This window comes from Rouxiella badensis (assembly GCF_026967515.2).
Classification (GTDB): Bacteria; Pseudomonadota; Gammaproteobacteria; order Enterobacterales; family Enterobacteriaceae; genus Rouxiella; species Rouxiella badensis.
This window is the reverse complement of sequence record NZ_CP114062.1, coordinates 3,365,424-3,389,916: the sequence shown is the minus strand read 5'-3', so window position 1 is coordinate 3,389,916 and position 24,493 is coordinate 3,365,424. Positions and strand designations below refer to the sequence as shown.

The 24,493-nt window shown below is 53.0% G+C and carries 19 protein-coding genes; 8 read left to right on the top strand and 11 right to left on the bottom strand.

Annotated elements, in window-relative coordinates; translation table 11 throughout:
• Nucleotides 1-81 precede the first annotated feature (81 nt).
• The 4 genes from hofC to nadC all read right to left on the bottom strand — a co-directional run bounded on the left by hofC (nucleotide 82) and on the right by nadC (nucleotide 4,329).
• Nucleotides 82-1,284 (bottom strand): protein transport protein HofC, encoded by a 1,203-nt coding sequence (gene hofC, locus O1V65_RS15660; protein ID WP_017489946.1) that lies wholly within the window; start codon nucleotides 1,282-1,284, stop codon nucleotides 82-84.
• Complete coding sequence (gene gspE, locus O1V65_RS15655; protein WP_017489947.1) at nucleotides 1,274-2,725, bottom strand: type II secretion system protein GspE; 1,452 nt, start codon at nucleotides 2,723-2,725, stop codon at nucleotides 1,274-1,276. The genes hofC and gspE overlap by 11 nt, the downstream gene beginning before the upstream one ends.
• A complete protein-coding gene (gene ppdD / locus O1V65_RS15650; RefSeq protein ID WP_026110266.1) occupies nucleotides 2,722-3,171 on the bottom strand; it encodes a prepilin peptidase-dependent pilin in 450 nt (149 codons plus the stop codon). Before ppdD ends, gspE begins: the two co-directional genes overlap by 4 nt.
• A gap of 264 nt (nucleotides 3,172-3,435) precedes the next feature.
• Nucleotides 3,436-4,329 carry a carboxylating nicotinate-nucleotide diphosphorylase gene (gene nadC / locus O1V65_RS15645; RefSeq protein ID WP_017489949.1) on the bottom strand — a complete coding sequence of 298 codons (894 nt, stop codon included), beginning with the start codon at nucleotides 4,327-4,329 and terminating at the stop codon, nucleotides 3,436-3,438.
• A 93-nt stretch (nucleotides 4,330-4,422) separates the two neighbouring features.
• Between nadC and ampD the strand changes: the two genes are divergently transcribed.
• A complete protein-coding gene (ampD, locus tag O1V65_RS15640) occupies nucleotides 4,423-5,004 on the top strand; it encodes a 1,6-anhydro-N-acetylmuramyl-L-alanine amidase AmpD (RefSeq protein ID WP_017489950.1) in 582 nt (193 codons plus the stop codon).
• Nucleotides 5,001-5,855 (top strand): beta-lactamase regulator AmpE, encoded by an 855-nt coding sequence (gene ampE, locus O1V65_RS15635; RefSeq protein WP_017489951.1) that lies wholly within the window; start codon nucleotides 5,001-5,003, stop codon nucleotides 5,853-5,855. The genes ampD and ampE overlap by 4 nt, the downstream gene beginning before the upstream one ends.
• Before the next feature lies 1 nt (nucleotide 5,856).
• Here the strand turns inward: ampE and O1V65_RS15630 are convergent, their stop codons facing one another.
• The 3 genes from O1V65_RS15630 to O1V65_RS15620 all read right to left on the bottom strand — a co-directional run bounded on the left by O1V65_RS15630 (nucleotide 5,857) and on the right by O1V65_RS15620 (nucleotide 9,854).
• Nucleotides 5,857-6,819, bottom strand: a complete 963-nt coding sequence (locus tag O1V65_RS15630; RefSeq protein ID WP_084911728.1) for a glycoside hydrolase family 43 protein — start codon at nucleotides 6,817-6,819, stop codon at nucleotides 5,857-5,859.
• Entirely contained in the window at nucleotides 6,812-8,263 is a 1,452-nt protein-coding gene (locus O1V65_RS15625; protein ID WP_269129868.1) for a glycoside-pentoside-hexuronide (GPH):cation symporter, read from the bottom strand. The genes O1V65_RS15630 and O1V65_RS15625 overlap by 8 nt, the downstream gene beginning before the upstream one ends.
• Before the next feature lie 214 nt (nucleotides 8,264-8,477).
• Nucleotides 8,478-9,854, bottom strand: a complete 1,377-nt coding sequence (locus O1V65_RS15620; protein WP_017489954.1) for an amino acid permease — start codon at nucleotides 9,852-9,854, stop codon at nucleotides 8,478-8,480.
• A 422-nt stretch (nucleotides 9,855-10,276) separates the two neighbouring features.
• On the opposite strand from O1V65_RS15620, the gene pdhR reads away from it, so the two are divergent.
• From pdhR to lpdA, 4 genes are all read left to right on the top strand, one after another.
• Nucleotides 10,277-11,047 carry a pyruvate dehydrogenase complex transcriptional repressor PdhR gene (gene pdhR, locus O1V65_RS15615; RefSeq protein ID WP_017489955.1) on the top strand — a complete coding sequence of 257 codons (771 nt, stop codon included), beginning with the start codon at nucleotides 10,277-10,279 and terminating at the stop codon, nucleotides 11,045-11,047.
• 209 nt (nucleotides 11,048-11,256) lie between these two features.
• A complete protein-coding gene (aceE, locus tag O1V65_RS15610; protein WP_017489956.1) occupies nucleotides 11,257-13,920 on the top strand; it encodes a pyruvate dehydrogenase (acetyl-transferring), homodimeric type in 2,664 nt (887 codons plus the stop codon).
• Between the two features lie 13 nt (nucleotides 13,921-13,933).
• Complete coding sequence (aceF, locus tag O1V65_RS15605; protein ID WP_269129867.1) at nucleotides 13,934-15,847, top strand: pyruvate dehydrogenase complex dihydrolipoyllysine-residue acetyltransferase; 1,914 nt, start codon at nucleotides 13,934-13,936, stop codon at nucleotides 15,845-15,847.
• Nucleotides 15,848-16,090: 243 nt separating this feature from the next.
• Entirely contained in the window at nucleotides 16,091-17,515 is a 1,425-nt protein-coding gene (gene lpdA / locus O1V65_RS15600) for a dihydrolipoyl dehydrogenase (RefSeq protein ID WP_017489958.1), read from the top strand.
• Between the two features lie 90 nt (nucleotides 17,516-17,605).
• On the opposite strand, the gene O1V65_RS15595 is transcribed toward lpdA, so the two are convergent.
• On the bottom strand, nucleotides 17,606-18,502 hold the full coding sequence (locus tag O1V65_RS15595) for a glutamate/aspartate ABC transporter substrate-binding protein (protein ID WP_017489959.1): 897 nt from the start codon (nucleotides 18,500-18,502) through the stop codon (nucleotides 17,606-17,608).
• Nucleotides 18,503-18,996: 494 nt separating this feature from the next.
• On the opposite strand from O1V65_RS15595, the gene acnB reads away from it, so the two are divergent.
• Entirely contained in the window at nucleotides 18,997-21,594 is a 2,598-nt protein-coding gene (acnB, locus tag O1V65_RS15590) for a bifunctional aconitate hydratase 2/2-methylisocitrate dehydratase (protein ID WP_017489960.1), read from the top strand.
• Between the two features lie 102 nt (nucleotides 21,595-21,696).
• Nucleotides 21,697-22,062 carry a protein YacL gene (yacL, locus tag O1V65_RS15585; protein ID WP_017489961.1) on the top strand — a complete coding sequence of 122 codons (366 nt, stop codon included), beginning with the start codon at nucleotides 21,697-21,699 and terminating at the stop codon, nucleotides 22,060-22,062.
• A 70-nt stretch (nucleotides 22,063-22,132) separates the two neighbouring features.
• Here the strand turns inward: yacL and speD are convergent, their stop codons facing one another.
• The 3 genes from speD to O1V65_RS15570 all read right to left on the bottom strand — a co-directional run bounded on the left by speD (nucleotide 22,133) and on the right by O1V65_RS15570 (nucleotide 24,366).
• On the bottom strand, nucleotides 22,133-22,927 hold the full coding sequence (gene speD / locus O1V65_RS15580) for an adenosylmethionine decarboxylase (protein ID WP_269129866.1): 795 nt from the start codon (nucleotides 22,925-22,927) through the stop codon (nucleotides 22,133-22,135).
• Between the two features lie 28 nt (nucleotides 22,928-22,955).
• A complete protein-coding gene (speE, locus tag O1V65_RS15575) occupies nucleotides 22,956-23,831 on the bottom strand; it encodes a polyamine aminopropyltransferase (protein WP_269129865.1) in 876 nt (291 codons plus the stop codon).
• 187 nt (nucleotides 23,832-24,018) lie between these two features.
• Nucleotides 24,019-24,366, bottom strand: coding sequence for a YacC family pilotin-like protein (locus O1V65_RS15570; RefSeq protein ID WP_017489964.1), 348 nt, complete (start codon nucleotides 24,364-24,366; stop codon nucleotides 24,019-24,021).
• Nucleotides 24,367-24,493 lie beyond the last annotated feature (127 nt).

Here is a 24,493-nt window from a genome sequence, read left to right as displayed (position 1 = left end):
GCAGGGGACTAAGACCCGCGCTGCGCCTTGAAAGGGCTCGGCGCTAAGTCACAGGGTCGGCGGTGCGGACGATGAAGATTTTCAGTTCATCGCCGCACCCAGATTAAATATCGGCAAATACATCGCAATAACTAACCCTCCTACCACGATACCCATAAACAGCATCATCAGCGGCTCGATTTTCTGCGCCATATTATCCGCCAACTCATTAGCCTGCTCGGCGTGCCAGTGCGCCAGCTTTTGTAGCAGGGTATCGAGCGACCCTGACTCTTCCCCAATTTTCACTAACTGGCGGCACAGGGCCGGAAAACGCGGCGAGGCGCTTAGCGCTTTGTGCAGCGGGATACCCTGCGCCAGTTGTCGGGTCAACTCTCCCACGGCGGACTTATAGTGTAAATTACTGATGGCTGATTCGGCCGCGCTTAGCCCTGCACTCAGCGTCATCCCTGCGTGTTGGGTCAACACCAACGTTTGGAACAGCTGGCACAGGCAGCCGTCACTGATCAATTTTTTGACCAGCGGCAGCCGCAGCAGCCAGCCTTGCTCACGCCGCTGCCACGTCTCCTGCGGATGTAAATAATGAAAATAGAGCCCGCCGCCGCAGACAATCAACAGCGTCAGGGCGGGCCCAAAGCGCACAATCGCCTCCGAGGCGGTAATCAGCATCTGCGTAAAGCCCGGTAGTTCTGCGTCAAAAGAGGCATAGATCTTGGCGAACTCCGGTAACACCATAGTCAGCATCAGCAGGGTGATACCGGTTGCTATCGCCATGACAATCAGCGGATAACGCAGCGCCTTCTTGACCCTCTTTTGCAGTAAAACCACCTGCTCCTGCTGCACCGCAAGCTGTTCGCAGCAGCTTTCGAGCTGACCAGTCAGCTCACCGATAGCAATAATCTGCGGATAAATAGCCGGAAAAACCTGTGGATACAGCAGCATAACCGCCGACAGCGGCTGCCCCTCGTTGACCCTTTTTACCGTCTCCGCCAGCACGCAGCGCCAGGCTGCCAAAGGATGGTCACCGGCGAGCAGATTTAGGCTCAGCGTCAGTGGCAGTCCTGTTTGCAGCAGGGTGGCAAGTTGCCGGATAAACGCGATGCGCTCCTTGTTCTTCCAGTAACCCGCACCTATCCGTTGCGACTTTTTAATGACGATCGGCTGTAGCCCGCTTTCCACGAGTGGGGTAAGTACCTCCTGTGAACCCGAGGACAGGCTATCACCGCAGTGCAGTTCGCCGGCGTCATCGACTGCCTGCCACGAGAAGAGATAGAGGCTATGGCTCACCCTGGTTCCCTTCGCCGATTACCCGATACAGCTCGCTCAGCGAGGTGATGCCTTGCTCCACCAGCACCATCCCTGAGGCGAAAAGAGTGCGCTGGTCCTGCGAGCTTGCGATATTGCGCAGCACCTGCGAATCTGCACCATTAACCAGCGCCTGCTGTAGTTGAGAACTGTTTTCCAGCATTTCATAAATGCCCACTCGACCATAGTAGCCAGAGAAGCACTGCTCACAGCCCTTGGCCTCCCAAACTTGCATCGGCTGTGGCACCGTGTCAGGATGACATTTTATCAACGCCTGCTGGTGGGCTTTGCAGTGTGGACAGAGTTTTCTAATCAGGCGCTGGGCAATCACCAGGCGCAGACTGGCGGCAATCTGATACCCCTCTACGCCCATTTGCGCCAGCCTGACTAAGGTTTCGGTCGTTGAGTTAGTATGCAGCGTCGATAGCACCAGATGCCCGGTTTGCGAGGCCTTAACGGCTATCTCTGCCGTCTCGGCATCACGGATTTCACCAATCATGATTGCATCAGGGTCCTGTCTGAGCAGTGAACGCAGGACCTTGGCAAAGCTTAACGATGTCTTGCTGTTAATCTGCGTCTGGTTAATCCCGCGTACGGGAATCTCAACCGGATCTTCCACGCTGCAAATATTGCGTCCTACGGTATTGAGATGACGCAGTCCGGTATAGAGCGTTACCGTTTTACCGCTCCCCGTCGGACCGGTAACCAGAATCAGCCCCTGGGGTTTAGCGAGGGCCGCGAGATACTGTTGCTGCTCTCGCGCAGAAAAGCCAAGCTGTTCCATCGACAGCTCCTGCTGCGTTCTGTCGAGGATGCGCAGCACAATCTTTTCGCCATACAGCACCGGCAGCGACGCGATGCGCATCGAGTAGCGCTGTTTGTCGAAGGTTACCGACATTTGCCCATCCTGCGGCAGGCGATGTTCGGCAACGTTAAGTTGGCCCATAATTTTGAGGCGTGCCGTCAGGCTTGCCGCCAGCGCAAATTCCGGTCCGGGAAGCTCCTGCAACACGCCGTCTATCCTGAGTCGAATACGCAGTTGATTCTCGAAAGGTTCGAAGTGTACGTCCGACGCCCGCCGCTGGAGAGAAACCCGCAGCACGTTATTCAAAAACTCCACCACCGGTATACCGCTGCTTTCATCAAGATTGTGGTCCTCATTTTGCTGACCCGATGCCTCTTTCTCCCCCGTGGGATTCTCCGCTTGGCTCCGCGCTCGTTCAATCTGCGTTTGCGGCCAAAATTCCAGATTCACCTTCAGGGCGCAGGTAAAGCGCAGCGCCGTCAGCAGCGCAGTGGTATCGGTTGTTTGCTGATGACACGCGACACGCAGATTATCTTGCTCAATGCTGATGAACACCGCGCCATAGTGCTGGCACTGCTGTGCCAGCGTCGTCTTCATGAGCTCAACGTTGGCTTTCATCCACGCGTGCTTTTATCGTTGAAATGAAAGACCTGATTGCAGGCATCGACCATGCCTTGATTACCCGCGTTGGTGCACTGACGGGACCAGTCAATGCTGCCGTCGAGGGTGTTGATAACCGGTGTCATGACCACCGTCAGGCCGCTTAACGCCTGCTGGCCGGTGAGCGTTATCTCGCCGGACTTAACCTGGACTGCGCTGACGTAGCGTGAGGTCTTGGTTAACGGAATACTGGATACGCCGTTGTTGCAGGGTGCCAGTTCGCCTAAGTCGATGCTGCAAAGCTCGCTGGCCGTCTTGTAAGGCACCATGGTTTGCAGCATGTCGGTGAGCGCCGCTTTTTGGGTATAGGACTGATAGGCGGGGATACCGATACCGCTGAGAATGCCAATAATACCGATCACCACCATCAGTTCTATTAGCGAAAAACCCTGCTGCAGTTGCAATGAGGCTTTAAGGCCGTGGTCGTTATGTGCCGTTGGGACCGGGGTAAAAATGACAGATTGCATGAAACTCTCCATTCCCTGAAGGGATGTCAGCGTTGAAAGAGCGCTCAAGCTAACTGGCACCCATGCCGGAAACCAGCGACACAAGGCCGTGCTTCGCGACGTCACGCAAAAAGAAAATGCAGAGAAGGAGGTGTTACAAAAAATGGGGAGACAGCTCGCAGATTGCCCCACGAAGAGGGCGAGGCAATCCGCCGTTGAGGCTTAGCGAAAACGCATCGACAGGTCGAGTGCACGAACGTGTTTGGTCAGTGCGCCAACGGAGATAAAGTCGACGCCGGTCTCGGCAAATTCGCGCAGCGTCACGTGAGTGACATTCCCGGAGATCTCAAGCAGGGCACGGCCTGCCGTGAGCGCCACACCTTCGCGCATCATCTCGACCGTAAAGTTGTCGAGCATGATGATGTCGGCACCGGCGTCCAGCGCCAGCGTCAGTTCGGACAGGCTTTCAACCTCGACCTCAACCGGAACATCGGCATGAATGACCCAGGCGCGTTCCACCGCAGCCTTAATCGAGCCACAGGCAATAATGTGGTTCTCTTTAATCAGAAATGCGTCGGCCAGCCCCAGTCTGTGGTTACTGCCACCGCCGCAAAGCACGGCATATTTTAGCGCGGTACGCAGACCGGGCAGGGTTTTACGCGTATCCAGCAGGCGGGTTTTGGTGCCTTCAAGCAGCTTGACGTAGCGGTTCACTGCGCTGGCAACGCCCGAAAGGGTCTGAACGAAATTCAATGCGGTTCTTTCGCCGGTCAACAGCAGCCGGGCCGGGCCGGAAAGCTCAAAAAGGGGTTGATTTTCGACCAGTGGTTCACCATCTTTAACTAACCAGGTAATCTTGACCTCGCCTTTGCCAAGCTGGGCAAACACTTCATCGACCCAGCCCTGACCGCAGAAAATACCTGCTTCGCGCGTGATAACCATGGCCTGAGCCTGCTTGTCTGCCGGCAGCAGCTGTGCGGTTAAATCTCGATTGGCATCCACCTCTCCGCCCAAGTCCTCGCGCAGCGCCTGCGCAACAACAAGGGGAATATCATTGTGAATACGGTCAAGTAACTCAGCGCGACGACTTTCAACGCTGTAGCTGCGAGTAGGCATACAAAACTCCGAAATGGCGGATAGTGAATTATAAAAACATGCTACCCTTTTGCTCAGGTAAGTACCACGAGAACCCATCCTATGAGGTCATTAATGCAGTTAAAACAAGGCTGGATCGCTGAAGCCCGACGGGTGATTTCTCCACATTTCGATCTTCGCCCCGAGGACGAGATCCCCTCGTTGCTGGTTATTCATAATATCAGCCTGCCGCCCGGAAAATTTGGCGGACCCTATATTGACCAACTTTTTACCGGCACGCTTAATCCTGCCGAAGATCCGTTTTTCGAACAGATTTATCAGCTTCGCGTTGCCGCCCACTGTTTAATCCGCCGCGACGGTGAAATTGTGCAATACGTGCCTTTTGACAAACGGGCTTGGCATGCTGGCGTCTCTGTGTGGCAGGGGCGGGAGCGCTGCAATGACTTCTCTATCGGCATCGAACTGGAAGGAACGGATTTCGAGCCGTTTACCGACGCGCAATACCAGAGTTTACTTCGAGTTACCGATTTGATACTAAAGCACTATCCTGTCGATTTACAGCACATCACCGGGCACAGTGATATTGCGCCAGGACGCAAAACCGATCCCGGTCCGTATTTTGACTGGCAGAGATATCTCGATGCAGTGCGGGAGCAGGCAGCGAGTGATACATCAAAAGAGAGCCACCCCTCATGACGTTAATTACTTTGTTGCTGGTTTTAGCCTGGGAACGTTTGTTCAAGTTAGGCGAGCATTGGCAACTCGACCACCGCTTCGAGGTGATTTATCGCCGCGGTCGCGCCGCCTCGTTAACTAAAACGCTGGCAATTTTTATCCTCTGGATGGCCGTCATCTGGGGAATTCTGCGTCTGGTTCATGGCCTGTTCTTTGGCGTGCCGTCGCTGGTGTTGTGGGTGGTTATCTGCCTGCTGTGCATTGGGGCAGGGCTTAAGCGTAAGCATTATCGCGCCTACCTCAAGTCTGCGCGACAGGGGGACGTTAACGCCTGTTCCGAAATGGCCGAAGAGCTTGCGCTTATCCACGGTTTGCCGGTGGACTGCTCGGAAGATCTGCGGCTGCGTGAGTTGCAGAATGCGCTTATCTGGATCAACTTCCGCTATTATCTCGCACCGATGTTCTGGTTCGTAGTGTGCGGACCTTACGGCCCAGTAGCTCTGGCGGGTTATGCGGTGCTACGTGGGTATCAAAGCTGGCTGGCGCGTAACACGACGCCGCTTAAGCGCAGTCAGTCGGGCGTTGACAGTATTCTGCACGTGCTGGACTGGATTCCGGTACGTTTGGCGGGCGTGGCCTATGCCCTGATTGGCCACGGTGAGAAAGCGTTGCCGGCGTGGTTTGCATCACTCGGCGATATTCATAGCTCGCAGTACCAGGTACTGACGCGCCTCGCACAGTTTTCACTGGCGCGAGACCCGCATCTTGATCCGGTGCAGACCCCGCGCGCTGCGGTTTCGATGGCGCGTAAAGTCACCATCATCATTCTGATTGTTGTGGCGCTGCTGACTATCTACGGCACCCTGGTTTAATTTAAATTTCGCGGTTGTCTGCGGGAGGTTCTCCTAATACCGGCATGCCGTCGTCGTCCCAATCTATGGTCTTCAACCGCGTATGGCGGTTGGGATCATACAGCGGATCGCCCTCAATCTCCGCGTAGTTCCTCGCGTGATAAACCAGTACGTCCTCGCCTTTTTCATTCTGAGTAAAGCTGTTGTGCCCAGGCCCAAACTGTCGATTATCGGCATGGGTACGAAATACCGGTTTCTCCGATTTATGCCACTGTGACGGGTCAGTGATATCGCTTTCGAGGTCGGCCCACAGCAGGCCAATACAGTAATTCTCGTCGGTTGCGCTCGCAGAATAGGTGATGAAAATCTTGTCATAACCCTCGATGACCGAAGGACCCTCATTGACTTTAAAGCCGATAATTTCCCAGGGAAGTTCGGGTTTGCTGAGCATCACCGGAGCAGACTTGAGGGTCCACGGGTTGCTCATCTCGGCCAGGTAAAGATTTGAATTGCCGTCAATTGCGGGGTCTTTTTGTGCCCACAGATAGTAACTTTTTCCTGCGTGAGTAAAGTGGGTGGCGTCCAGCGAAAAGCTGTCGATTGGCGTCGCGACGCGGCCTTTTTCCTGCCATTTGCCGCTCAGTGGATCGGCATCTGAGCACTCGAGTACAAACATACGATGCTGAAACAGCCCGTTGACGATTTTTTCAGACGGCGCTGCGGCAAAATAGATGTACCAATTGCCGTTGATGTAGTGCAGCTCGGGAGCCCAGATAAGGGCACTCATCGGCCCGCCGCCGTGTTTACGCCAGACAACGCGCGGACGCGCTTCCGCCAGCCCTTCGAGGGTGGCCGAGCGGCGAATTTCGAGCCGGTCATATTCCGGCACGGAGGCAATAAAATAGTAATGCCCGTCGGTATGTCGCCAGATATGTGGGTCAGCGCGCTGGGTGATAAAGGGGTTCGGATAAACAGTCTTACTCATGCTTGGGCTCCTTGCTGGCAAAGGCCGGTCGCTCGGTTTCACCCTGTTTTTCCCCGGGGTAACCCTCAAGCTCGCTGCCTTTGTTGAGTTCAGAAAAGTTGCGGCGACGAATCTCCAAATCGGCCTGAATCGTTTTCATTAGCTCACGGTCGACCTTCAGTAGTCTGACTACGCCTGCGGTCATCAGATAACCCACGCCCGGAATAACGGTGAACAACAGCACGATACCGTTTAGCGCGTGCGGAGTCTGTGACGCGGCACCCGCCTGATAGCCATAAATTGACAGCAAGAATCCCACCATCGCACCCGCAACCGCCAGCCCACATTTCAGGAAGAACAGGTTACCTGAGAAACTAATGCCGGTGCTGCGTTTACCGGTCTTCCATTCGCCGTAGTCGTCCACGTCGGCCATCAGCGACCAGTGCAGCGGGGAAGGCAGCTGGTGGAGGATATTTAGCAAGAAGTAGGCCACCAGAATCAGCACCGTCATGTGCGGGTCGAGGAAATAAAAACCGCAGGAGAACAGCGTCAGAATAATGTTGGTCCAGAAGAAAACCTTAAGCTTGCAGAATTTGTCGGTCAGCGGCTTGGCGAGTGCGCTGCCAATCATCATGCCAATCACGCCAAGGCTGATAAACAGGCTGGCAAAGGAGGTTGATTTCTCCATCACCCAGGTGACGTAATACATCGTGGCCGCCATGCGAATGAAGCCGGGACAAACGTTGCAGAAGGTCAGCAACAGAATGCGCACCCATTGGTCGTTCTTCCAGACGTCTTTTAAGTCGCTCTTTAATGCGTGTTTTGTCGGTACGGCGGGCTGGATCCTCTCTTTTACCGAGCTAAAGCAGAACAGGAACATCACCAACGCGATGAAAGCCATGACTGCGATGGACATTTGATAGCCCCGCGCCTTGTCCGCCCCGCCAAACCACTGTGCCATCGGTAATAAAGAAGAGGAAAGAATCAGGGTCGCGATGCCCACCATAAAGAAGCGATAAGACTGACAGGAGACGCGCTCTTGAGGATCTGCCGTGATCACTCCGCCGAGAGAACAGTAAGGAATATTGATGGCGGTATAGGTCAGCGACATCAGGAAATAAGTGACGAAGGCATAGATTACCTTGTTGGAGTAACTCCAGTCCGGCGTGGAAAACATCAGTATGCTGAAGAGCGCGAAGGGCAGGGAAATCCACAGCAGGTAAGGGCGGAAGCGTCCCCATCGGCTTTGGGTTCTGTCGGCAATCGCACCCATTATAGGGTCACTGACGGCGTCAACCACGCGGATGGAAAGCAGCATGACGCCCACCAGCGCAGGCGCAAGCCCGAATACATCGGTATAAAAGTAGCTCAGGAAAAGGGTGATCGTACCCCAAATCATGTTGCACCCCGCATCCCCCATGCCGTATGCAACTTTCTCTTTAAACGACAGCGCGCCTTGCCTCATGGACTCTCTCCAAAACGGGATCAAACGACAATAAGTGTCTGAAGTATTGACCCAGGTTATGAATTCCCGTCAGGAGATAAGGGTTATAGAGATGGACAAATTGGTTAGAAAAATGAAAGTGTGAGCCAGACTGCACTTCGCTGCTGCGCCAATTTAGCGGCATAAAAAACCCGGCGCGGTGGCCGGGTTGAATGTCACAGACTCAGAGAGTGGCTTACTTACTGACAATGCCTGCGGTATTGCTGTTCTTGCCTCTGAGCCTATAGCTGATGCCCAGAATGATCAGCCATACCGGGATCAGAATGACCGAAATCTGGATGCCGGGCGTCAGGTACATAATCACCAGAATACCGGCCAGGAACAGCAGGCAAACGTAGTTACCCAACGGGTAAAGCAACGCTTTGAATTTCGGCGTGACCCCTTCACGCGTTTTGGCCTCACGGAACTTCAGGTGCGCCAGACTGATCATCGCCCAGTTAATCACCAGTGCAGAAACCACCAGGGACATGAGGATTTCAAAGGCCTCACCCGGCATCACGTAGTTAATCACCACGCAAAGCGCCGTTGCCAGTGCCGAAACGCCGATAGCGACATAAGGCACGCCGCGACGGTCAACCTTGAGCAGCGACTTAGGACCGTTACCCTGTTTAGCAAGACCAAAAAGCATGCGGCTGTTGCTGTACACGCAGCTGTTGTAGACCGACAGCGCGGCGATAAGCACGACGGCGTTCAGCAGCGTAGCGACCAGCTTACTGTCCAGGGCATTAAAGATAAGCACGAACGGGCTGCCGCCTTCGACAACTTTGCCCCATGGGTAAAGTGACAGCAGCACGGCCAGCGAGCCGATATAGAAAATCAGGATACGGTAGATAACCTGATTGGTGGCCTTAGGAATGCTCTTTTCCGGGTTGTCGGCTTCGGCTGCGGTAATGCCCACTAGCTCAAGTCCACCGAAGGAGAACATGATAACCGCCATTGCCATCACCAGTCCCTTGATGCCATTCGGGAAGAATCCACCCTGCGCCCAAAGGTTGGTGACTGACGCCTCTGGCCCGCCGTGGCCGCTGGCCAACAGCCACGCGCCGAAGACAATCATCCCCACGATCGCGACCACTTTAACCAGCGAGAGCCAGAACTCCATTTCGCCGTAAATTTTTACGTTGGTCAGGTTGATGGCGTTGATGAGCACGAAGAACACCAGAGCAGAGACCCAGGTCGGGATCTCAGGCCACCAGTACTGCACGTAGATACCAACGGCGGTCAGCTCTGCCATCGCCACCAGAACGTATAAAACCCAATAATTCCAGCCTGACGCGAAGCCGGCGAAATTGCCCCAATATTTGTAGGCGAAGTGACTGAATGAACCTGCAACAGGTTCTTCAACTACCATTTCTCCCAATTGGCGCATGATCAGAAATGCTATCAACCCGCCGATAGCGTAACCGAGCAGAACGGAAGGTCCTGCCATTTTTATCGTTTGGGCGATCCCCAGAAAAAGCCCGGTGCCAATTGCGCCACCTAAAGCGATCAGCTGAATGTGGCGGTTTTTCAATCCACGCTTCAGTTCTTCGCCATGCTGCCTATCACTCATTTCCCGATCCTCTGTCGTAAGGGAAAAGTTAAAATTCGGCTTAAAACAGATGCTGTAAGCCGAAGATTACATGTTTTGTATCTAATTATTTACGGCTGCAATGCGGCAAAAAATCAGCATGAACTACCGTTCGGCCAAGAATAGTGTTATGCGAAAAAGTTTGCACCTGCTTTATTGAATTAGCGCCTAAGAAACGCGCAAACCGATCAAAAAATTGCCTCTTAAGAGCAAAATGTGATCCAGGGCACGTTTAAAAAAGAAATGCTAAATATTTGTTAAAATGTGCGGGATAAGCCGTTTTAAGACCGGCCCGATATGGACACCAGAGGAATACTTTGTTACTTTACGGCCACGTTTTTTAAATTGGTATTACCAATTTACTCCGAGCTCGTCACAGACCGAAAAGGCAGATAAACGTCCCTATGGCCTACAGTAAAATACGACAGCCGAAGTTATCTGACGCGATTGAGAAGCAGTTGGAATCTCTGATCCTTGAGGGCACACTGCGTCCTGGTGAAAAACTTTTGCCCGAACGCGAGTTGGCGAAGCAGTTTGAGGTTTCGAGACCTTCTCTCAGAGAAGCTATCCAGCGTCTTGAAGGCAAAGGGCTCCTGTTGCGTCGTCAGGGCGGTGGCACATTCGTCCAGAGCAACCTCTGGCAAAGCTTTAGCGACCCTCTTGCAGAATTACTCTCAGACCATCCTGAATCGCAGTTCGATCTCCTTGAAACCCGTCACGCACTCGAAGGTATTGCCGCATATTATGCCGCACTGCGAGGGACGGAAGAAGATTTAGAGCGCATTCGTGACTGTCACGTAGTGATTCAGACGGCACAGGACAGCGGCGATCTCGACGCAGAAGCCGATGCCGTTATGCAGTACCAAGTGGCTGTAACAGAAGCCACGCACAATGTGGTGCTGCTGCATTTGCTGCGATGCATGGGACCGATGCTCGAGAAAAACGTCCGACAGAATTTTGAATTGCTTTACTCGCGCCGCGAAATGCTGGCGATGGTGAGCAACCACCGCGCCGGTATATTTGCGGCGATTGTTGCGCGGGAGCCTGAGAAAGCCCGTGAAGCATCGCACCGTCACTTGGCGTTTATTGAGGAAGTCTTGCTGGATCTGAGCAGGGAGCACAGTCGTCGTGATCGTTCACTACGTCGACTCCAGCAACGTAAAGAAGAAAATTAAACTCTGGGTAATCCTGGCTGTCTGCATACCCATGCCCGAGGTTTGGGCTCCGAGAATAATTTTGGAAGCTTTTATGCTCTCCCGTGGGAGCGGAAACTAAACTGACGGGCCTGTCTTCGTGCGTTTTTTGCACCAGGGCGTTGCAAGAGAGCGCAGGAAGACAGGCTCCAGATAAACCAACGTATTAGAGACAGATAAGGAAAAGCACCATGTCAGAACGTGTAAATAATGACGTGGATCCGATCGAAACTCGCGACTGGCTACAAGCGATCGAATCGGTCATCCGTGAAGAAGGTGTTGAGCGTGCACAGTTCCTGCTAGACCAGGTTCTGAATGAAGCACGTAAAGGCGGCGTGAGCGTTGCAGCTGGTGCTGCAAGCCGTAACTACATCAACACCATCGCTGTTGAAGACGAACCTGAGTATCCGGGTAACCTGGAGCTGGAACGCAACATCCGTACTGCAATCCGCTGGAACGCGATTATGACCGTTCTGCGTGCATCCAAGAAAGACCTGGAACTGGGTGGCCACATGTCATCATTCCAGTCTTCTGCCGCTATCTATGAAGTGTGTTTCAACCACTTCTTCCGTGCGCGCAACGAGCAGGACGGCGGTGACCTGGTGTACTTCCAGGGCCACATCTCTCCAGGCGTGTACGCCCGTGCCTTCCTCGAAGGTCGTCTGACCGAAGAGCAGATGAACAATTTCCGTCAGGAAGTTCACGGTAAAGGTCTGTCCTCCTACCCGCACCCTAAACTGATGCCTGAATTCTGGCAGTTCCCGACCGTCTCAATGGGGCTGGGTCCAATCGGTGCTATCTATCAGGCTAAATTCCTGAAATACCTCGACCACCGTGGTCTGAAAGACACGACCAACCAGCGCGTTTATGCGTTCCTGGGTGACGGTGAGATGGATGAGCCAGAATCCAAAGGTGCGATCACCATCGCGACCCGTGAGAAACTGGACAACCTGTGCTTCATCATTAACTGTAACCTGCAACGCCTCGACGGCCCGGTTACCGGTAATGGCAAAATCATCAACGAACTGGAAGGCATCTTTGCGGGCGCTGGCTGGAACGTTATCAAGGTCATTTGGGGCAACCGTTGGGACGAACTGCTGCGTAAAGACACCAGCGGCAAGCTTATCCAACTGATGAATGAAACCGTTGACGGTGACTACCAGACCTTTAAATCACGCGACGGTAAATACGTGCGTGAACACTTCTTCGGCAAATACCCAGAAACCGCTGAACTGGTCAAAGACATGACCGACGAGCAAATCTGGGCGCTGAACCGTGGCGGTCATGATCCTAAGAAAGTCTTTGCTGCCCTGAACAAGGCGCAGAACACCAAAGGCCAGCCTACCGTCATTCTTGCCCATACCATCAAAGGTTACGGCATGGGTGAAACCGCTGAAGGCAAGAACATTGCCCACCAGGTTAAGAAAATGAACATGGACGGCGTACGCTACATCCGTGATCGTTTCAGCGTGCCTGTCAGCGATGAAAACATCGAAAAACTGCCTTACATCACCCTGGAAAAAGACTCTGCAGAGTACAAATACCTGCACGAACGTCGCCAGGCGCTGAAAGGCTATCTGCCGACGCGTCTGCCAAAATTCACTCAGAAGCTGGAAATGCCGAAACTGGAAGACTTCTCTCAGCTGCTGGAAGAGCAGAAGAAAGAGATCTCTACCACCATCGCCTTCGTCCGTGCGCTGAATGTGATGCTGAAGAACGAATCGATTAAAGATCGTCTGGTGCCGATCATCGCCGATGAAGCGCGTACCTTCGGTATGGAAGGTCTGTTCCGTCAAATTGGTATCTACAGCCCGAACGGCCAGCAATACACCCCGCAGGACCGTGAGCAGGTTGCTTACTATAAAGAAGACGAAAAAGGTCAGATTCTGCAGGAAGGGATCAATGAACTGGGTGCGGCTTCTTCATGGCTGGCAGCGGCAACGTCGTACAGCACCAACGACCTGCCAATGATCCCGTTCTACATCTACTATTCCATGTTCGGTTTCCAGCGTATCGGCGACCTGTGCTGGGCAGCGGGCGACCAACAGGCGCGCGGCTTCCTGGTCGGTGGTACCTCGGGTCGTACGACGCTGAACGGTGAAGGTCTGCAGCACGAAGATGGTCACAGCCACATTCAGTCGCTGACTATCCCTAACTGTATCTCCTACGATCCGGCTTATGCCTACGAAGTGGCGGTCATCATGCATGACGGTCTGGTTCGTATGTACGGTGACGCGCAGGAAAACATTTACTACTACATCACCACGCTGAACGAAAACTACCACATGCCAGCCATGCCGGAAGGTTCGGAAGAAGGTATTCGTAAGGGTATCTACAAGCTCGAAACTCTGGAAGGCAGCAAAGGTAAAGTGCAGCTGTTGGGCTCAGGCGCAATCCTGCGTCACGTGCGTGAAGCGGCTCAGATCCTGGCGAAAGACTACGGCGTTGGCTCTGACGTTTATAGCGTGACCTCCTTCACCGAACTGGCCCGCGACGGTCAGGACTGCGAACGTTGGAACATGCTGCACCCGGCCGAAAAACCACGCGTACCTTACGTGGCTCAGGTGATGAACGACGCACCGGCTGTGGCGTCTACCGACTACATGAAGCTGTTCGCAGAGCAGATCCGTAACTTCATTCCTGCCAGCGAGTTCCGCGTACTGGGCACCGACGGTTACGGCCGTTCTGACAGCCGCGAAAACCTGCGTCACCACTTCGAGATCGATGCATCTTACGTGGTGGTTGCTGCACTGGGCGAATTGGCCAAACGTGGCGAGATCGATGTGAAGGTTGTGGCAGAAGCCATCACCAAGTTTGGCATCGATGCTGACAAAGTTAACCCGCGTCTGGCGTAAGAGGTAAAGACAGATGGCTATTGAAATTAATGTACCGGACATTGGTGCCGATGCAGTAGAAGTCACCGAAATTCTGGTGAAGGTGGGCGATAAAGTTGAGGCCGAGCAGTCACTTATCGTCGTTGAAGGTGATAAGGCGTCAATGGAAGTCCCTTCTCCACAGGCTGGCGTGGTGAAAGAAATCAAAGTTGCGGTCGGCGATACCGTCGAGACCGGCAAACTGATCTTCGTGTTTGATTCTGCGGACGGTGCTGCGGCACCGGCTAAAGCGGAAGAGAAACCGGCTGCCAAAGAACAAGCGAAAGCAGAATCAAAACCTGCTGCCGCCGCTTCAAGCGAAAGCAAAGAAGTTAACGTACCGGACATCGGCGGCGACGAAGTTGAAGTCACCGAGATCATGGTGAAGGTGGGCGACAAAGTTGAAGCTGAACAGTCGCTGCTCACCGTTGAAGGCGACAAGGCCTCAATGGAAGTGCCTGCACCTTTCGCCGGTACCGTGAAAGAAATCAAGATTGCTGCGGGCGATAAAGTCAGCACCGGTTCTCTGATTTTTGTATTTGAAGTTGCAGGCTCTGGCTCTGCGGCACCTGCTCCCGCTGCGGCTGAAAGCAAAGCGGAAGAGAAACCGGCCGCTGCCCCTGCTGCGTCTGGCAGCAAAGAAGTTAACGTACCGGACATCGGTGGTGACGAAGTTGAAGTCACCGAGATCATGGTTAAAGTGGGCGACAAAGTTGCCGCCGAACAGTCATTGATCACCGTTGAAGGCGACAAGGCCTCAATGGAAGTGCCCGCGCCGTTTGCCGGTACCGTGAAAGAGATCAAAATTGCAGCGGGCGATAAAGTCAGCACCGGTTCCCTGATCATGGTGTTCGAAGTAGAAGGCGCTGCGCCGGCTAAGAAAGAAGAAGCGGCTGCCTCTGCCAAACAGGAACAGAAAGCGGCGGCTCCAGCGCCTACTGCCGTTGCCGAGAGCAAAGGCGAGTTCTCAGAGAACGATGCTTACGTTCATGCAACGCCGGTTATCCGTCGTCTGGCCCGCGAATTTGGCGTAAACCTGTCCAAAGTGAAAGGCAGCGGTCGTAAAGGCCGTATCCTGCGCGAAGACGTTCAGGCTTACGTGAAAGACGCCGTGAAACGTGCAGAAGCTGCACCGGCTGCCGCTGCGGCGGCTGGCGGTGGTCTGCCGGGCATGCTGCCATGGCCGAAGGTTGATTACAGCAAGTTTGGTGAAATCGAAGAAGTCGAACTGGGCCGCATCCAGAAAATCTCTGGTGCTAACCTGAGCCGTAACTGGGTCATGATCCCGCACGTTACGCAGTTCGATGAAGCGGATATCACCGAAGTTGAAGAATTCCGTAAGCAGCAGAACGTTGAAGCCGAGAAGAAGAAACTCGACGTCAAGATAACGCCGCTGGTGTTCATCATGAAAGCCGTTGCCAAGGCGCTGGAAGAGTTCCCACGCTTCAACAGCTCGATTTCTGCCGATGCTCAAAAGCTGACGCTGAAAAAGTACATCAACATCGGTGTTGCTGTTGATACGCCTAACGGCCTGGTGGTTCCTGTGTTCCGTGACGTCAACAAGAAAGGCATTGTTGAGCTGTCCCGCGAGCTGTCGGTTATCTCCAAGAAAGCCCGCGACGGTAAACTGACTGCCTCCGACATGCAGGGCGGCTGTTTCACTATTTCCAGCCTCGGTGGTATTGGCGGTACGGCGTTCACGCCTATCGTCAACGCACCGGAAGTGGCGATTCTGGGCGTTTCCAAATCGTCCATCAAGCCGGTCTGGAATGGTAAAGAGTTCGAACCACGTCTGATGTTGCCGCTGTCTCTGTCCTTCGATCACCGCGTCATTGACGGTGCTGCCGGGGCACGTTTCGCTGCATACATCGGTACAATAATGTCAGATATTCGTCGTCTGGTGATGTAATTGTTATAAGGCCGGCACGTAGCCGGCCTTGTTTTTGACACGGATCTTGTTGTCTTTCATAGATGACAAGGTTGTTGAGACTCAGGTCACCCGAAGTTTGTTTGCAGATTTTTAACAATTCTGTAAACTTCTGGCGGTGTATGCGTCCCGGTGGATGATGGGCGTTGCGTACTGCATTCGCGAAATTACGAATGTGCTTTAAGTAAACGTCTGACCCGCCGGACAAACAATTAAGAGGTCATGATGAGTACAGAAATTAAAACTCAGGTCGTGGTACTTGGGGCTGGTCCTGCAGGCTATTCTGCCGCTTTCCGTTGCGCTGATTTAGGTCTTGAAACCGTTCTGGTTGAACGCTATTCCACTCTCGGTGGCGTTTGTCTGAACGTAGGTTGTATCCCTTCCAAAGCTCTGCTGCATGTAGCAAAAGTGATTTCCGAAGCTAAAGCTCTGGAAGCGCACGGCATTGTTTTCGGTGAGCCAAAAACCGATATCGACAAAGTTCGTCTGTGGAAAGAAAAAGTCATTAACCAGCTGACCGGCGGTCTGTCTGGTATGGCGAAAGGCCGTAAAGTCAAAGTCGTGAACGGCTTGGGTAAATTTACCGGCGCGAACACCCTGGTTGTTGAAGGCGAAAATGGTGCAACTACCATCAACTTCGACAATGCCATCATTGCCGCAGGTTCTCGTCCAATCACTCTGCCATTCATTCCACATGATGACCCACGCGTTTGGGACTCTACGGATGCGCTGGAGCTGAAAACTGTCCCAGAGCGTCTGCTGGTTATGGGCGGCGGTATCATCGGTCTGGAAATGGGTACCGTGTATCACGCCCTGGGTTCAAAAATCGACGTGGTCGAAATGTTTGACCAGGTGATCCCGGCTGCCGACAAAGACGTTGTTAAAGTCTTTACCAAGAAAATCAGCAAGCAGTTTAATCTGATGCTGGAAACCAAAGTCACCGCCGTTGAAGCGAAAGAAGACGGTATCTATGTGACGATGGAAGGTAAAAAAGCGCCAGCTGAACCCCAGCGTTACGACGCAGTGCTGGTGGCTATCGGTCGTGTGCCTAACGGCAAACTGCTGGACGCAGGCGCTGCCGGCGTTGAGGTTGACGAACGTGGCTTTATCCACGTTGATAAGCAAATGCGTACCAACATTCCACACATCTTCGCTATCGGCGATATCGTCGGTCAGCCAATGCTGGCACACAAAGGTGTGCATGAAGGTCACGTGGCCGCCGAAGTTATCTCCGGCAAGAAACACTACTTCGATCCGAAGGTCATTCCTTCAATTGCCTACACCGAGCCAGAAGTTGCCTGGGTGGGTCTGACCGAGAAAGAAGCGAAAGAGAAGGGTATCAGCTTTGAGACTGCGACCTTCCCGTGGGCGGCATCAGGTCGCGCGATCGCTTCCGACTGTGCAGATGGCATGACCAAGCTTATCTTCGACAAAGAAACTCACCGCGTTATCGGTGGTGCGATTGTCGGGACCAACGGCGGCGAGTTGCTGGGTGAAATTGGCCTAGCCATCGAGATGGGCTGTGACGCTGAAGATATCGCGCTGACCATCCACGCTCACCCGACTCTGCACGAGTCTGTGGGTCTGGCAGCAGAAATCTTTGAAGGCAGCATCACTGACCTGCCAAACCCGAAAGCCAAGAAAAAGTAATTTCTGGTTGAAGGTTATAGAACGGCTCCTGAGAAGGGGCCGTTTTTTTTGTGTCTGTTTTTATTGAGTTATTGAGAGAAGTCAGTCAGTTTATAACGCCTGATTGTTAGGATGGGCAAACAGCGCCTTCATATCATCCGACATCGCAAAGTCCATATTCAGATTTTTAGGCGGAACCGGCTGCAAGAACCAGCGGGTATACCACTTCGCCGCCTCGCCCGAGGTCTGTGCACTGGCAATAGTGTCATCAACCAATTTCTCGAACTGTGGATCATCTTTACGCAGCATGCAGCCGTAGGCTTCACGTGACTGAGCCGTGCCGATAATCTCCCAGTCGGAAGGTTTACGTGCCTTGGCGCGGTCTCCGGCCAGCAGGGCGTCATCCATCATAAAGGCCGATGCACGACCCGTTTCCAAGGTATGGAACGCCGACGCGCCTCCTTCCTGCGCACTGATAATGCGCATCTGCATCTTTTTATCGCTGTTCATTTTATTGAGCAGAATTTCTGAGGTGGTCCCGCCGGTCGTTGAAACAGTCTTACCGTTGAGGTCAGAGAAGTCTTTGATCCCCGAACCTTTCTTGACCAGCAGCTTGGTCCCGACGATAAAAATCGTATCTGAGAAGGTCACCTGTTTTTGCCGCTCAGGGTTGTTGGTGGTTGAACCACACTCAAAATCATAGACGTTGTTTTGCAACAGGGGGATGCGATTCGGTGAGGTGATCGAGATAAATTTTACGGTAATATTTTCTTTATTAAGACGTTTTTTAATCGCTTCAACAATCTTGGTCGAATACTCCTGCGAGTAGCCCATGACTTTATCGCCATCGTCTTTATAGGAAAAAGGCACGTTCGACTCACGGTATCCTACGGTGATCAGGTTCTGTTGATCAATTTTCTTTAATGTTCCTGTGAGCGCCTCGGCCTGAGCATAGCCACAAACTAACGTCGAGCAGAGCAGGAGGGTGTGAATTTTCTTACGTGACATTTTCCTTCCTTATTGATCCAAAGGTAAAAATTGCACCACTTTCATGAGAAGTGTTATGCAAACCTCAGGCCATGCTCTTTAATTTTTCATTTTTGTGAGATGTCGCAGGCGTGGGGCCGACCACGTAAAAAACAGTGTCGAAAAGCCCTTTAATAAATTATGGTTAATGCCTTGTGGCGGGAACCGCGTTGAAAGGCAGAGGATTGCACTGTGCTCAACGATTCAGCAAATATTTTATGTTGCTTTTTTGTGAACGAATTAACAAGCGCGTCAAACCCTGCTATGCTGCCACAGCGCAACCGGGGACTGTCGTCGCTAAGCGTTCAGGATGTTTCGCTTCGCCTCACACAAGACGTGCCCGCCGTGATCCGACCATCGGCCACATTCAAACCCCATTTCCGGGTGCTGTAACCCATTGGGTCAATAGCTGATTGATGTCGGAGCCCAGGCCCAGCCTGGACATAATAAATGACAATGAGAGCGAGGAGAGAGTCGTGCTAGAAGAATACCGTAAGCACGTAGCCGAGCGTGCCGCAGAGGGAATCGTCCCTAAGCCACTCGATGCTTCACAAATGGCCGCACTGGTTGAATCCCTGAAGAACCCGTCTGAAGGTGAAGAAGAAACTCTGCTGGACCTGCTGATTAACCGCGTACCACCGGGCGTTGACGAAGCCGCTTATGTCAAAGCCGGATTCCTGGCAGCCGTTGCCAAAGGCGAAACCACATCTCCGCTGGTTACCCCTGAAAAAGCCGTTGAACTGTTGGGCACCATGCAAGGTGGCTATAACATTCATCCGCTGATTGAAGCGCTGGAAGACGAAAAGCTGGCGCCTATTGCCGCTAAAGCGCTGTCTCATACTCTGCTGATGTTCGATAACTTCTACGACGTCGAAGAAAAAGCCAAGGCCGGTAACGCCTACGCGAAACAAATTCTCCAGTCATGGGCCGACGCAGAATGGTATCTCGCTCGTCCAAAACTGGCCGAGAAAATCACCGTAACCGTCTTTAAAGTTACCGGTGAGACCAATACCGACGATCTGTCTCCTGCGCCAGATGCCTGGTCACGTCCTGATATCCCACTGCACGCGCTGGCGATGCTGAAGAACGAACGTGAAGGCATCCATCCGGATCAGCCTGGCAGCGTCGGTCCTATCAAGCAAATCGAAGAGCTGAACAAGAAAGGCTTCCCGCTGGCCTACGTCGGCGATGTGGTCGGTACGGGTTCATCCCGTAAGTCTGCGACCAACTCTGTGCTGTGGTTCATGGGGGACGATATTCCTTACGTGCCAAACAAGCGCGGTGGTGGTGTTGTTCTCGGCGGTAAAATCGCACCTATCTTCTTCAACACCATGGAAGATGCTGGGGCGCTGCCAATCGAGGTTGATGTCTCTGACCTGAATATGGGCGATGTCATCGACATTTACCCTTACAAAGGCGAAGTGCGTAACCACGAAACCGACGCCGTTATCGCAACCTTCGAGCTTAAAACTGACGTTCTGCTGGACGAAGTCCGTGCCGGTGGCCGTATTCCTCTGATCATCGGCCGTGGCCTGACGACCAAGGCACGTGAAGCACTGAAGCTGCCAACCAGCGATGTGTTCCGTATCGCCAAACCTGTCGCAAGCAGCACCAAAGGCTTCTCGCTGGCACAGAAAATGGTAGGCCGCGCCTGTGGCGTTGCAGGTGTCCGTCCTAACGAATACTGCGAACCGAAAATGACCTCGGTAGGTTCCCAGGACACCACCGGTCCTATGACCCGTGATGAGCTGAAAGACCTGGCCTGCCTGGGCTTCTCAGCCGACCTGGTGATGCAGTCATTCTGTCATACCGCGGCTTATCCTAAGCCGGTTGACGTGACCACGCACCATACGCTGCCTGACTTCATCATGAACCGTGGCGGTGTTTCACTGCGTCCGGGCGACGGTATCATCCACTCGTGGCTTAACCGTATGCTGCTGCCAGACACCGTCGGAACCGGTGGTGACTCCCACACCCGTTTCCCAATCGGTATTTCCTTCCCGGCGGGCTCAGGTCTCGTGGCCTTTGCTGCGGCGACCGGCGTAATGCCACTGGATATGCCTGAGTCGGTGCTGGTTCGCTTCAAGGGTAAAATGCAGCCGGGTATCACGTTGCGTGACCTGGTGCATGCCATCCCTTACTACGCGATTCAGGAAGGCCACCTTACCGTTGAGAAGAAAGGTAAGAAAAACCTGTTCTCCGGCCGTATTCTTGAAATCGAAGGCCTGCCAGAGCTGAAAGTCGAGCAGGCATTTGAACTGGCCGATGCCTCGGCAGAACGTTCAGCCGCTGGCTGTACGATCAAGCTGGATCAGGCGCCTATCAAAGAATACCTGAGTTCTAACATCGTGCTGTTGAAATGGATGATCTCTGAAGGTTACGGCGATCGCCGCACCATTGAGCGTCGTATCAAAGGCATGGAAGAGTGGCTGGCGAACCCGACGCTGCTCGAAGCCGATGCTGACGCAGAATACGCGGCGGTGATCGAAATCGATCTGAACGAGATAAAAGAGCCTATTCTGTGCGCACCGAACGACCCAGACGACGCACGTCTGCTGTCGAGCGTGGCCAACAGCAAAATTGACGAAGTGTTCATCGGTTCGTGCATGACTAACATCGGTCACTTCCGTGCGGCCGGTAAGTTGCTCGACAGCCACAAAGGTGCGCTGCCAACTCGCCTGTGGGTTGCGCCGCCGACCAAAATGGACGCTGCTCAGCTCACCGAAGAAGGCTATTACAGCGTCTTTGGCAAGAGCGGTGCGCGTGTAGAGATCCCGGGCTGTTCCCTGTGCATGGGTAACCAGGCTCGCGTGGCAGACGGCTCGACGGTGGTTTCAACCTCGACGCGTAACTTCCCGAACCGCTTGGGTAACGGCGCGAACGTCTATCTGGCCTCGGCCGAGCTGGCAGCGGTTGCCTCCCTGCTGGGACGTCTGCCAACGCCTGAAGAATACCTGACCTACATGGAGCAGGTTGATAAGACAGCGGCAGATACTTACCGCTATCTGAACTTCGACAAGCTGTCCGAATATACCGATAAAGCTGACGGCGTGATCTTCCAAACTGCCGTGTAAATCGTTATATTGCGCCACAGAATACCAGGGAGGCTTCGGCCTCCCTTTTTTATTCCTCTATTTTCATCTCATTTGTCTTAAAGCCAATCGGGAGATAAGACCATGGATTTTGATTTCCTGCGTGATATCACCGGGCAAGTTAAGGCCCGTTTTTCAATGGGTCATGAAGTTATCGGCCACTGGCTGAATGAAGAGATTAAGGGCGATCTCAGCGTGCTGGACACCATCGAAGCCGCCGCTGAGGAAATCAAAGGCAGCGAGCGCACCTGGCAGTTGGTGGGGCACGAATATACGCTCTGGTTTGACGGCGAAGAAGTCATGGTGCGCGCCAATCAGCTGGATCTGGAAAGCGACGGCATGGAAGAAGGCATGAACTACTACGACGAAGAAAGCCTGTCGTTCTGTGGGATAGAAGATTTCCTGCTGGTGCTGGAAAAGTACCGCGCCTTTATCATTACCTACCGCTAATCGGCAAAAAATTGAATAAAAATGGCCGCAGCCTCGTGAAGAAGTGCGGCCTTGTCACTGAGAGAAAATGTCAGACCTGCGGAATATTTCTTCCGTAGTAGATTTCCTGCATCTCCTTATAAAGAAGCGTCGTGATCTCTTTCCGCTCCTTTGCGCTCAGCTCGTCAGGTCTGGCATTAAACAAATAATGTTTGAGATCGAAATCCTTCAGCATCATCTTGGTATGGAAAATATTTTCCTGATAAACGTTCACGTCCATCATGTGATACAGCGACTTCATGTTCTCTGACATAAAGTTCTGGATCGAGTTGATTGAATGGTCGATGTAGTGTTTCACGCCGTTGACGTCGCGGGTAAAACCGCGCACGCGATAGTCAATGGTGACGATGTCCGATTCCAACTGGTGAATGAGGTAATTCAAGGCCTTAAGTGGCGAAATCACGCCACAGGTTGAGACCTCAATATCTGCGCGGAAGGTACAAAGCCCGCCTTCCGGATGGCTTTCCGGATAGGTGTGAACACAGATGTGGCTCTTGTCGAGGTGGGCCACCACTGAGCTCGGTAACGGGCCGGGATGCTCGGAAGTATCGACGTCTTTAGGATCAATCGGTTCTTCGCTTACCAGAATCGTAACGCTGGCACCCTGTGGTTCATAATCCTGACGTGCAACGTTGAGGACGTTCGCACCGATAATCGAACAGGTTTCGGTGAGAATTTCCGTCAAACGGTTGGCATTATATTCTTTGTCAATGTAGGCGATATAGCCGTCGCGATCGTCTGCGGTCTTGGCATAAAAAATATCGTAGATACAAAAACTCAGGCTTTTTGTCAGGTTATTGAAGCCATGCAGTTTCAGCTTTTGCAATTTAGTTCACCCCCTTATGGATGCCGTTTCAGCGCGAGGCCGAAAGGGCATTCAGTAGATACTGTGGCAAGGCAAAGCTGCCGTAATGAATAGCCGGATTGTAGTAACGGCTGATGATACCCGAGGCGGCAAAACGCGCCTGTAGAGTGCCGGTATCAAGCTGCCGATACTGCGGATTATTGGTTGCCCATGCGAAGGTCATGATCCCGCCGTAATAGGTTGGAATCGCTGCCTGATAAAAGCTGACGTCCTGGAAATAGTGCGTCAATTTCTGGTGGCTGTTGACCGCCTCTTCCTGCTGCAGGAAGCAGACGCCGTTCTGGGCAACGAAGATCCCACCGGGCTTCAGGCAGCGGGCACAGCCTTCGTAGAAGCGTGAAGTAAACAGACTTTCGCCCGGCCCGATAGGGTCGGTACAGTCGGAGATAATCACGTCGAAGGTCTCTGAGGTCTGGTTAACGAAGTTAACGCCGTCGTCAATCACCAGATTGAAGCGGGCATCGTCATAGGAACCGGCGCTATGGTTAGGGAGATATTGACGGCAGAATTCGACCACGCCCGCATCAATTTCGACCATGGTGATGTGTTCGACGGTTTTATGCCGACAGACTTCGCGAAGCATACCGCCGTCACCGCCACCGATGATAAGTACCTTACTGGCGCTGCCGTGCGCCAGTAGCGGAACGTGGGTCATCATCTCATGATAGATGAACTCATCGCGCTCGGTGGTTTGCACCACGCCGTCGAGAGCCATGACGCGTCCCAGTGCGGCGTTTTCGAAAATCACCAGATCCTGATGCTCGGTTTTGTCGCGATACAGCTCTTTTTCAATACTGAAATACTGGCCGAAGCTGGCGTGCAGCGTCTCATACCAAATTTCTTTCTGGGATCCTGTTTGAGACATAATCTCACCTTTCTCCTGAGTAATCACAGCCATGAAAAATTGGCGCATTATGATAGCTAACGAGGACGCGGCATGCACGGTCAAATTTCAGCCATAGGAAAACATGCAATCGGGTGTTAAACGAGAGGGACGGGGCTAACAAGTGATTTTAGCTCACCCCTGAGAAACAGGGGCGAGAAACGAGGGATTAATTGGTGTAGGCCAAAAGTCCAAGTGAATCACGTGCGAGTGATTTGCACTTAACCGGCTTGGGCACGCTGATGCCGCTGAGGTCGCGATAGCTGTCTTCGCCCAACGACTGCATGTCGAAGTCACCGTAATTGGTGAGGTCCCAATGGTTCTGCTCGGCAAAATAGACGATCGCGCGTTTTATTTGCGTGTTTGGCAGCTGCTCGTAGCCACAGTTATTTTTCAAATAAACAAAAACGGCGGTTAAATCGGCCAAATCTTCGGCTTCCGGCTCGCTAAGGGCCTGACTGGCAGAGGAGAATCCGAGTAAGGTCAGCAATAGCAGACTGAGGGTGGTTTTTTTCATGCTCTGCCTTGTTTTTGCGGGTAAATTTAATCTTTCCAGTAAGCCAATTTTGGCGAGTAGTCGTGTCTTTAGCACAATAAAAATATTCGTCATAGTGATGATTAGGCCCGTAAATTATCAAAATGAC

Excerpts from the sequence above, each read along its gene's own strand:
- pdhR (WP_017489955.1), top strand. The coding sequence starts at position 10,277 with ATGGCCTACAGTAAAATACGACAGCCGAAGTTATCTGACGCGATTGAG.
- nadC (WP_017489949.1), bottom strand. The coding sequence starts at position 4,329 with ATGCCTACTCGCAGCTACAGCGTTGAAAGTCGTCGCGCTGAGTTACTT.
- aceE (WP_017489956.1), top strand. The coding sequence starts at position 11,257 with ATGTCAGAACGTGTAAATAATGACGTGGATCCGATCGAAACTCGCGAC.
- O1V65_RS15595 (WP_017489959.1), bottom strand. The coding sequence starts at position 18,502 with ATGTCACGTAAGAAAATTCACACCCTCCTGCTCTGCTCGACGTTAGTT.
- ampE (WP_017489951.1), top strand. The coding sequence starts at position 5,001 with ATGACGTTAATTACTTTGTTGCTGGTTTTAGCCTGGGAACGTTTGTTC.
- ampD (WP_017489950.1), top strand. The coding sequence starts at position 4,423 with ATGCAGTTAAAACAAGGCTGGATCGCTGAAGCCCGACGGGTGATTTCT.
- O1V65_RS15570 (WP_017489964.1), bottom strand. The coding sequence starts at position 24,366 with ATGAAAAAAACCACCCTCAGTCTGCTATTGCTGACCTTACTCGGATTC.
- speE (WP_269129865.1), bottom strand. The coding sequence starts at position 23,831 with ATGTCTCAAACAGGATCCCAGAAAGAAATTTGGTATGAGACGCTGCAC.
- aceF (WP_269129867.1), top strand. The coding sequence starts at position 13,934 with ATGGCTATTGAAATTAATGTACCGGACATTGGTGCCGATGCAGTAGAA.
- O1V65_RS15620 (WP_017489954.1), bottom strand. The coding sequence starts at position 9,854 with ATGAGTGATAGGCAGCATGGCGAAGAACTGAAGCGTGGATTGAAAAAC.
- lpdA (WP_017489958.1), top strand. The coding sequence starts at position 16,091 with ATGAGTACAGAAATTAAAACTCAGGTCGTGGTACTTGGGGCTGGTCCT.
- O1V65_RS15625 (WP_269129868.1), bottom strand. The coding sequence starts at position 8,263 with ATGAGGCAAGGCGCGCTGTCGTTTAAAGAGAAAGTTGCATACGGCATG.
- O1V65_RS15630 (WP_084911728.1), bottom strand. The coding sequence starts at position 6,819 with ATGAGTAAGACTGTTTATCCGAACCCCTTTATCACCCAGCGCGCTGAC.
- gspE (WP_017489947.1), bottom strand. The coding sequence starts at position 2,725 with ATGAAAGCCAACGTTGAGCTCATGAAGACGACGCTGGCACAGCAGTGC.
- yacL (WP_017489961.1), top strand. The coding sequence starts at position 21,697 with ATGGATTTTGATTTCCTGCGTGATATCACCGGGCAAGTTAAGGCCCGT.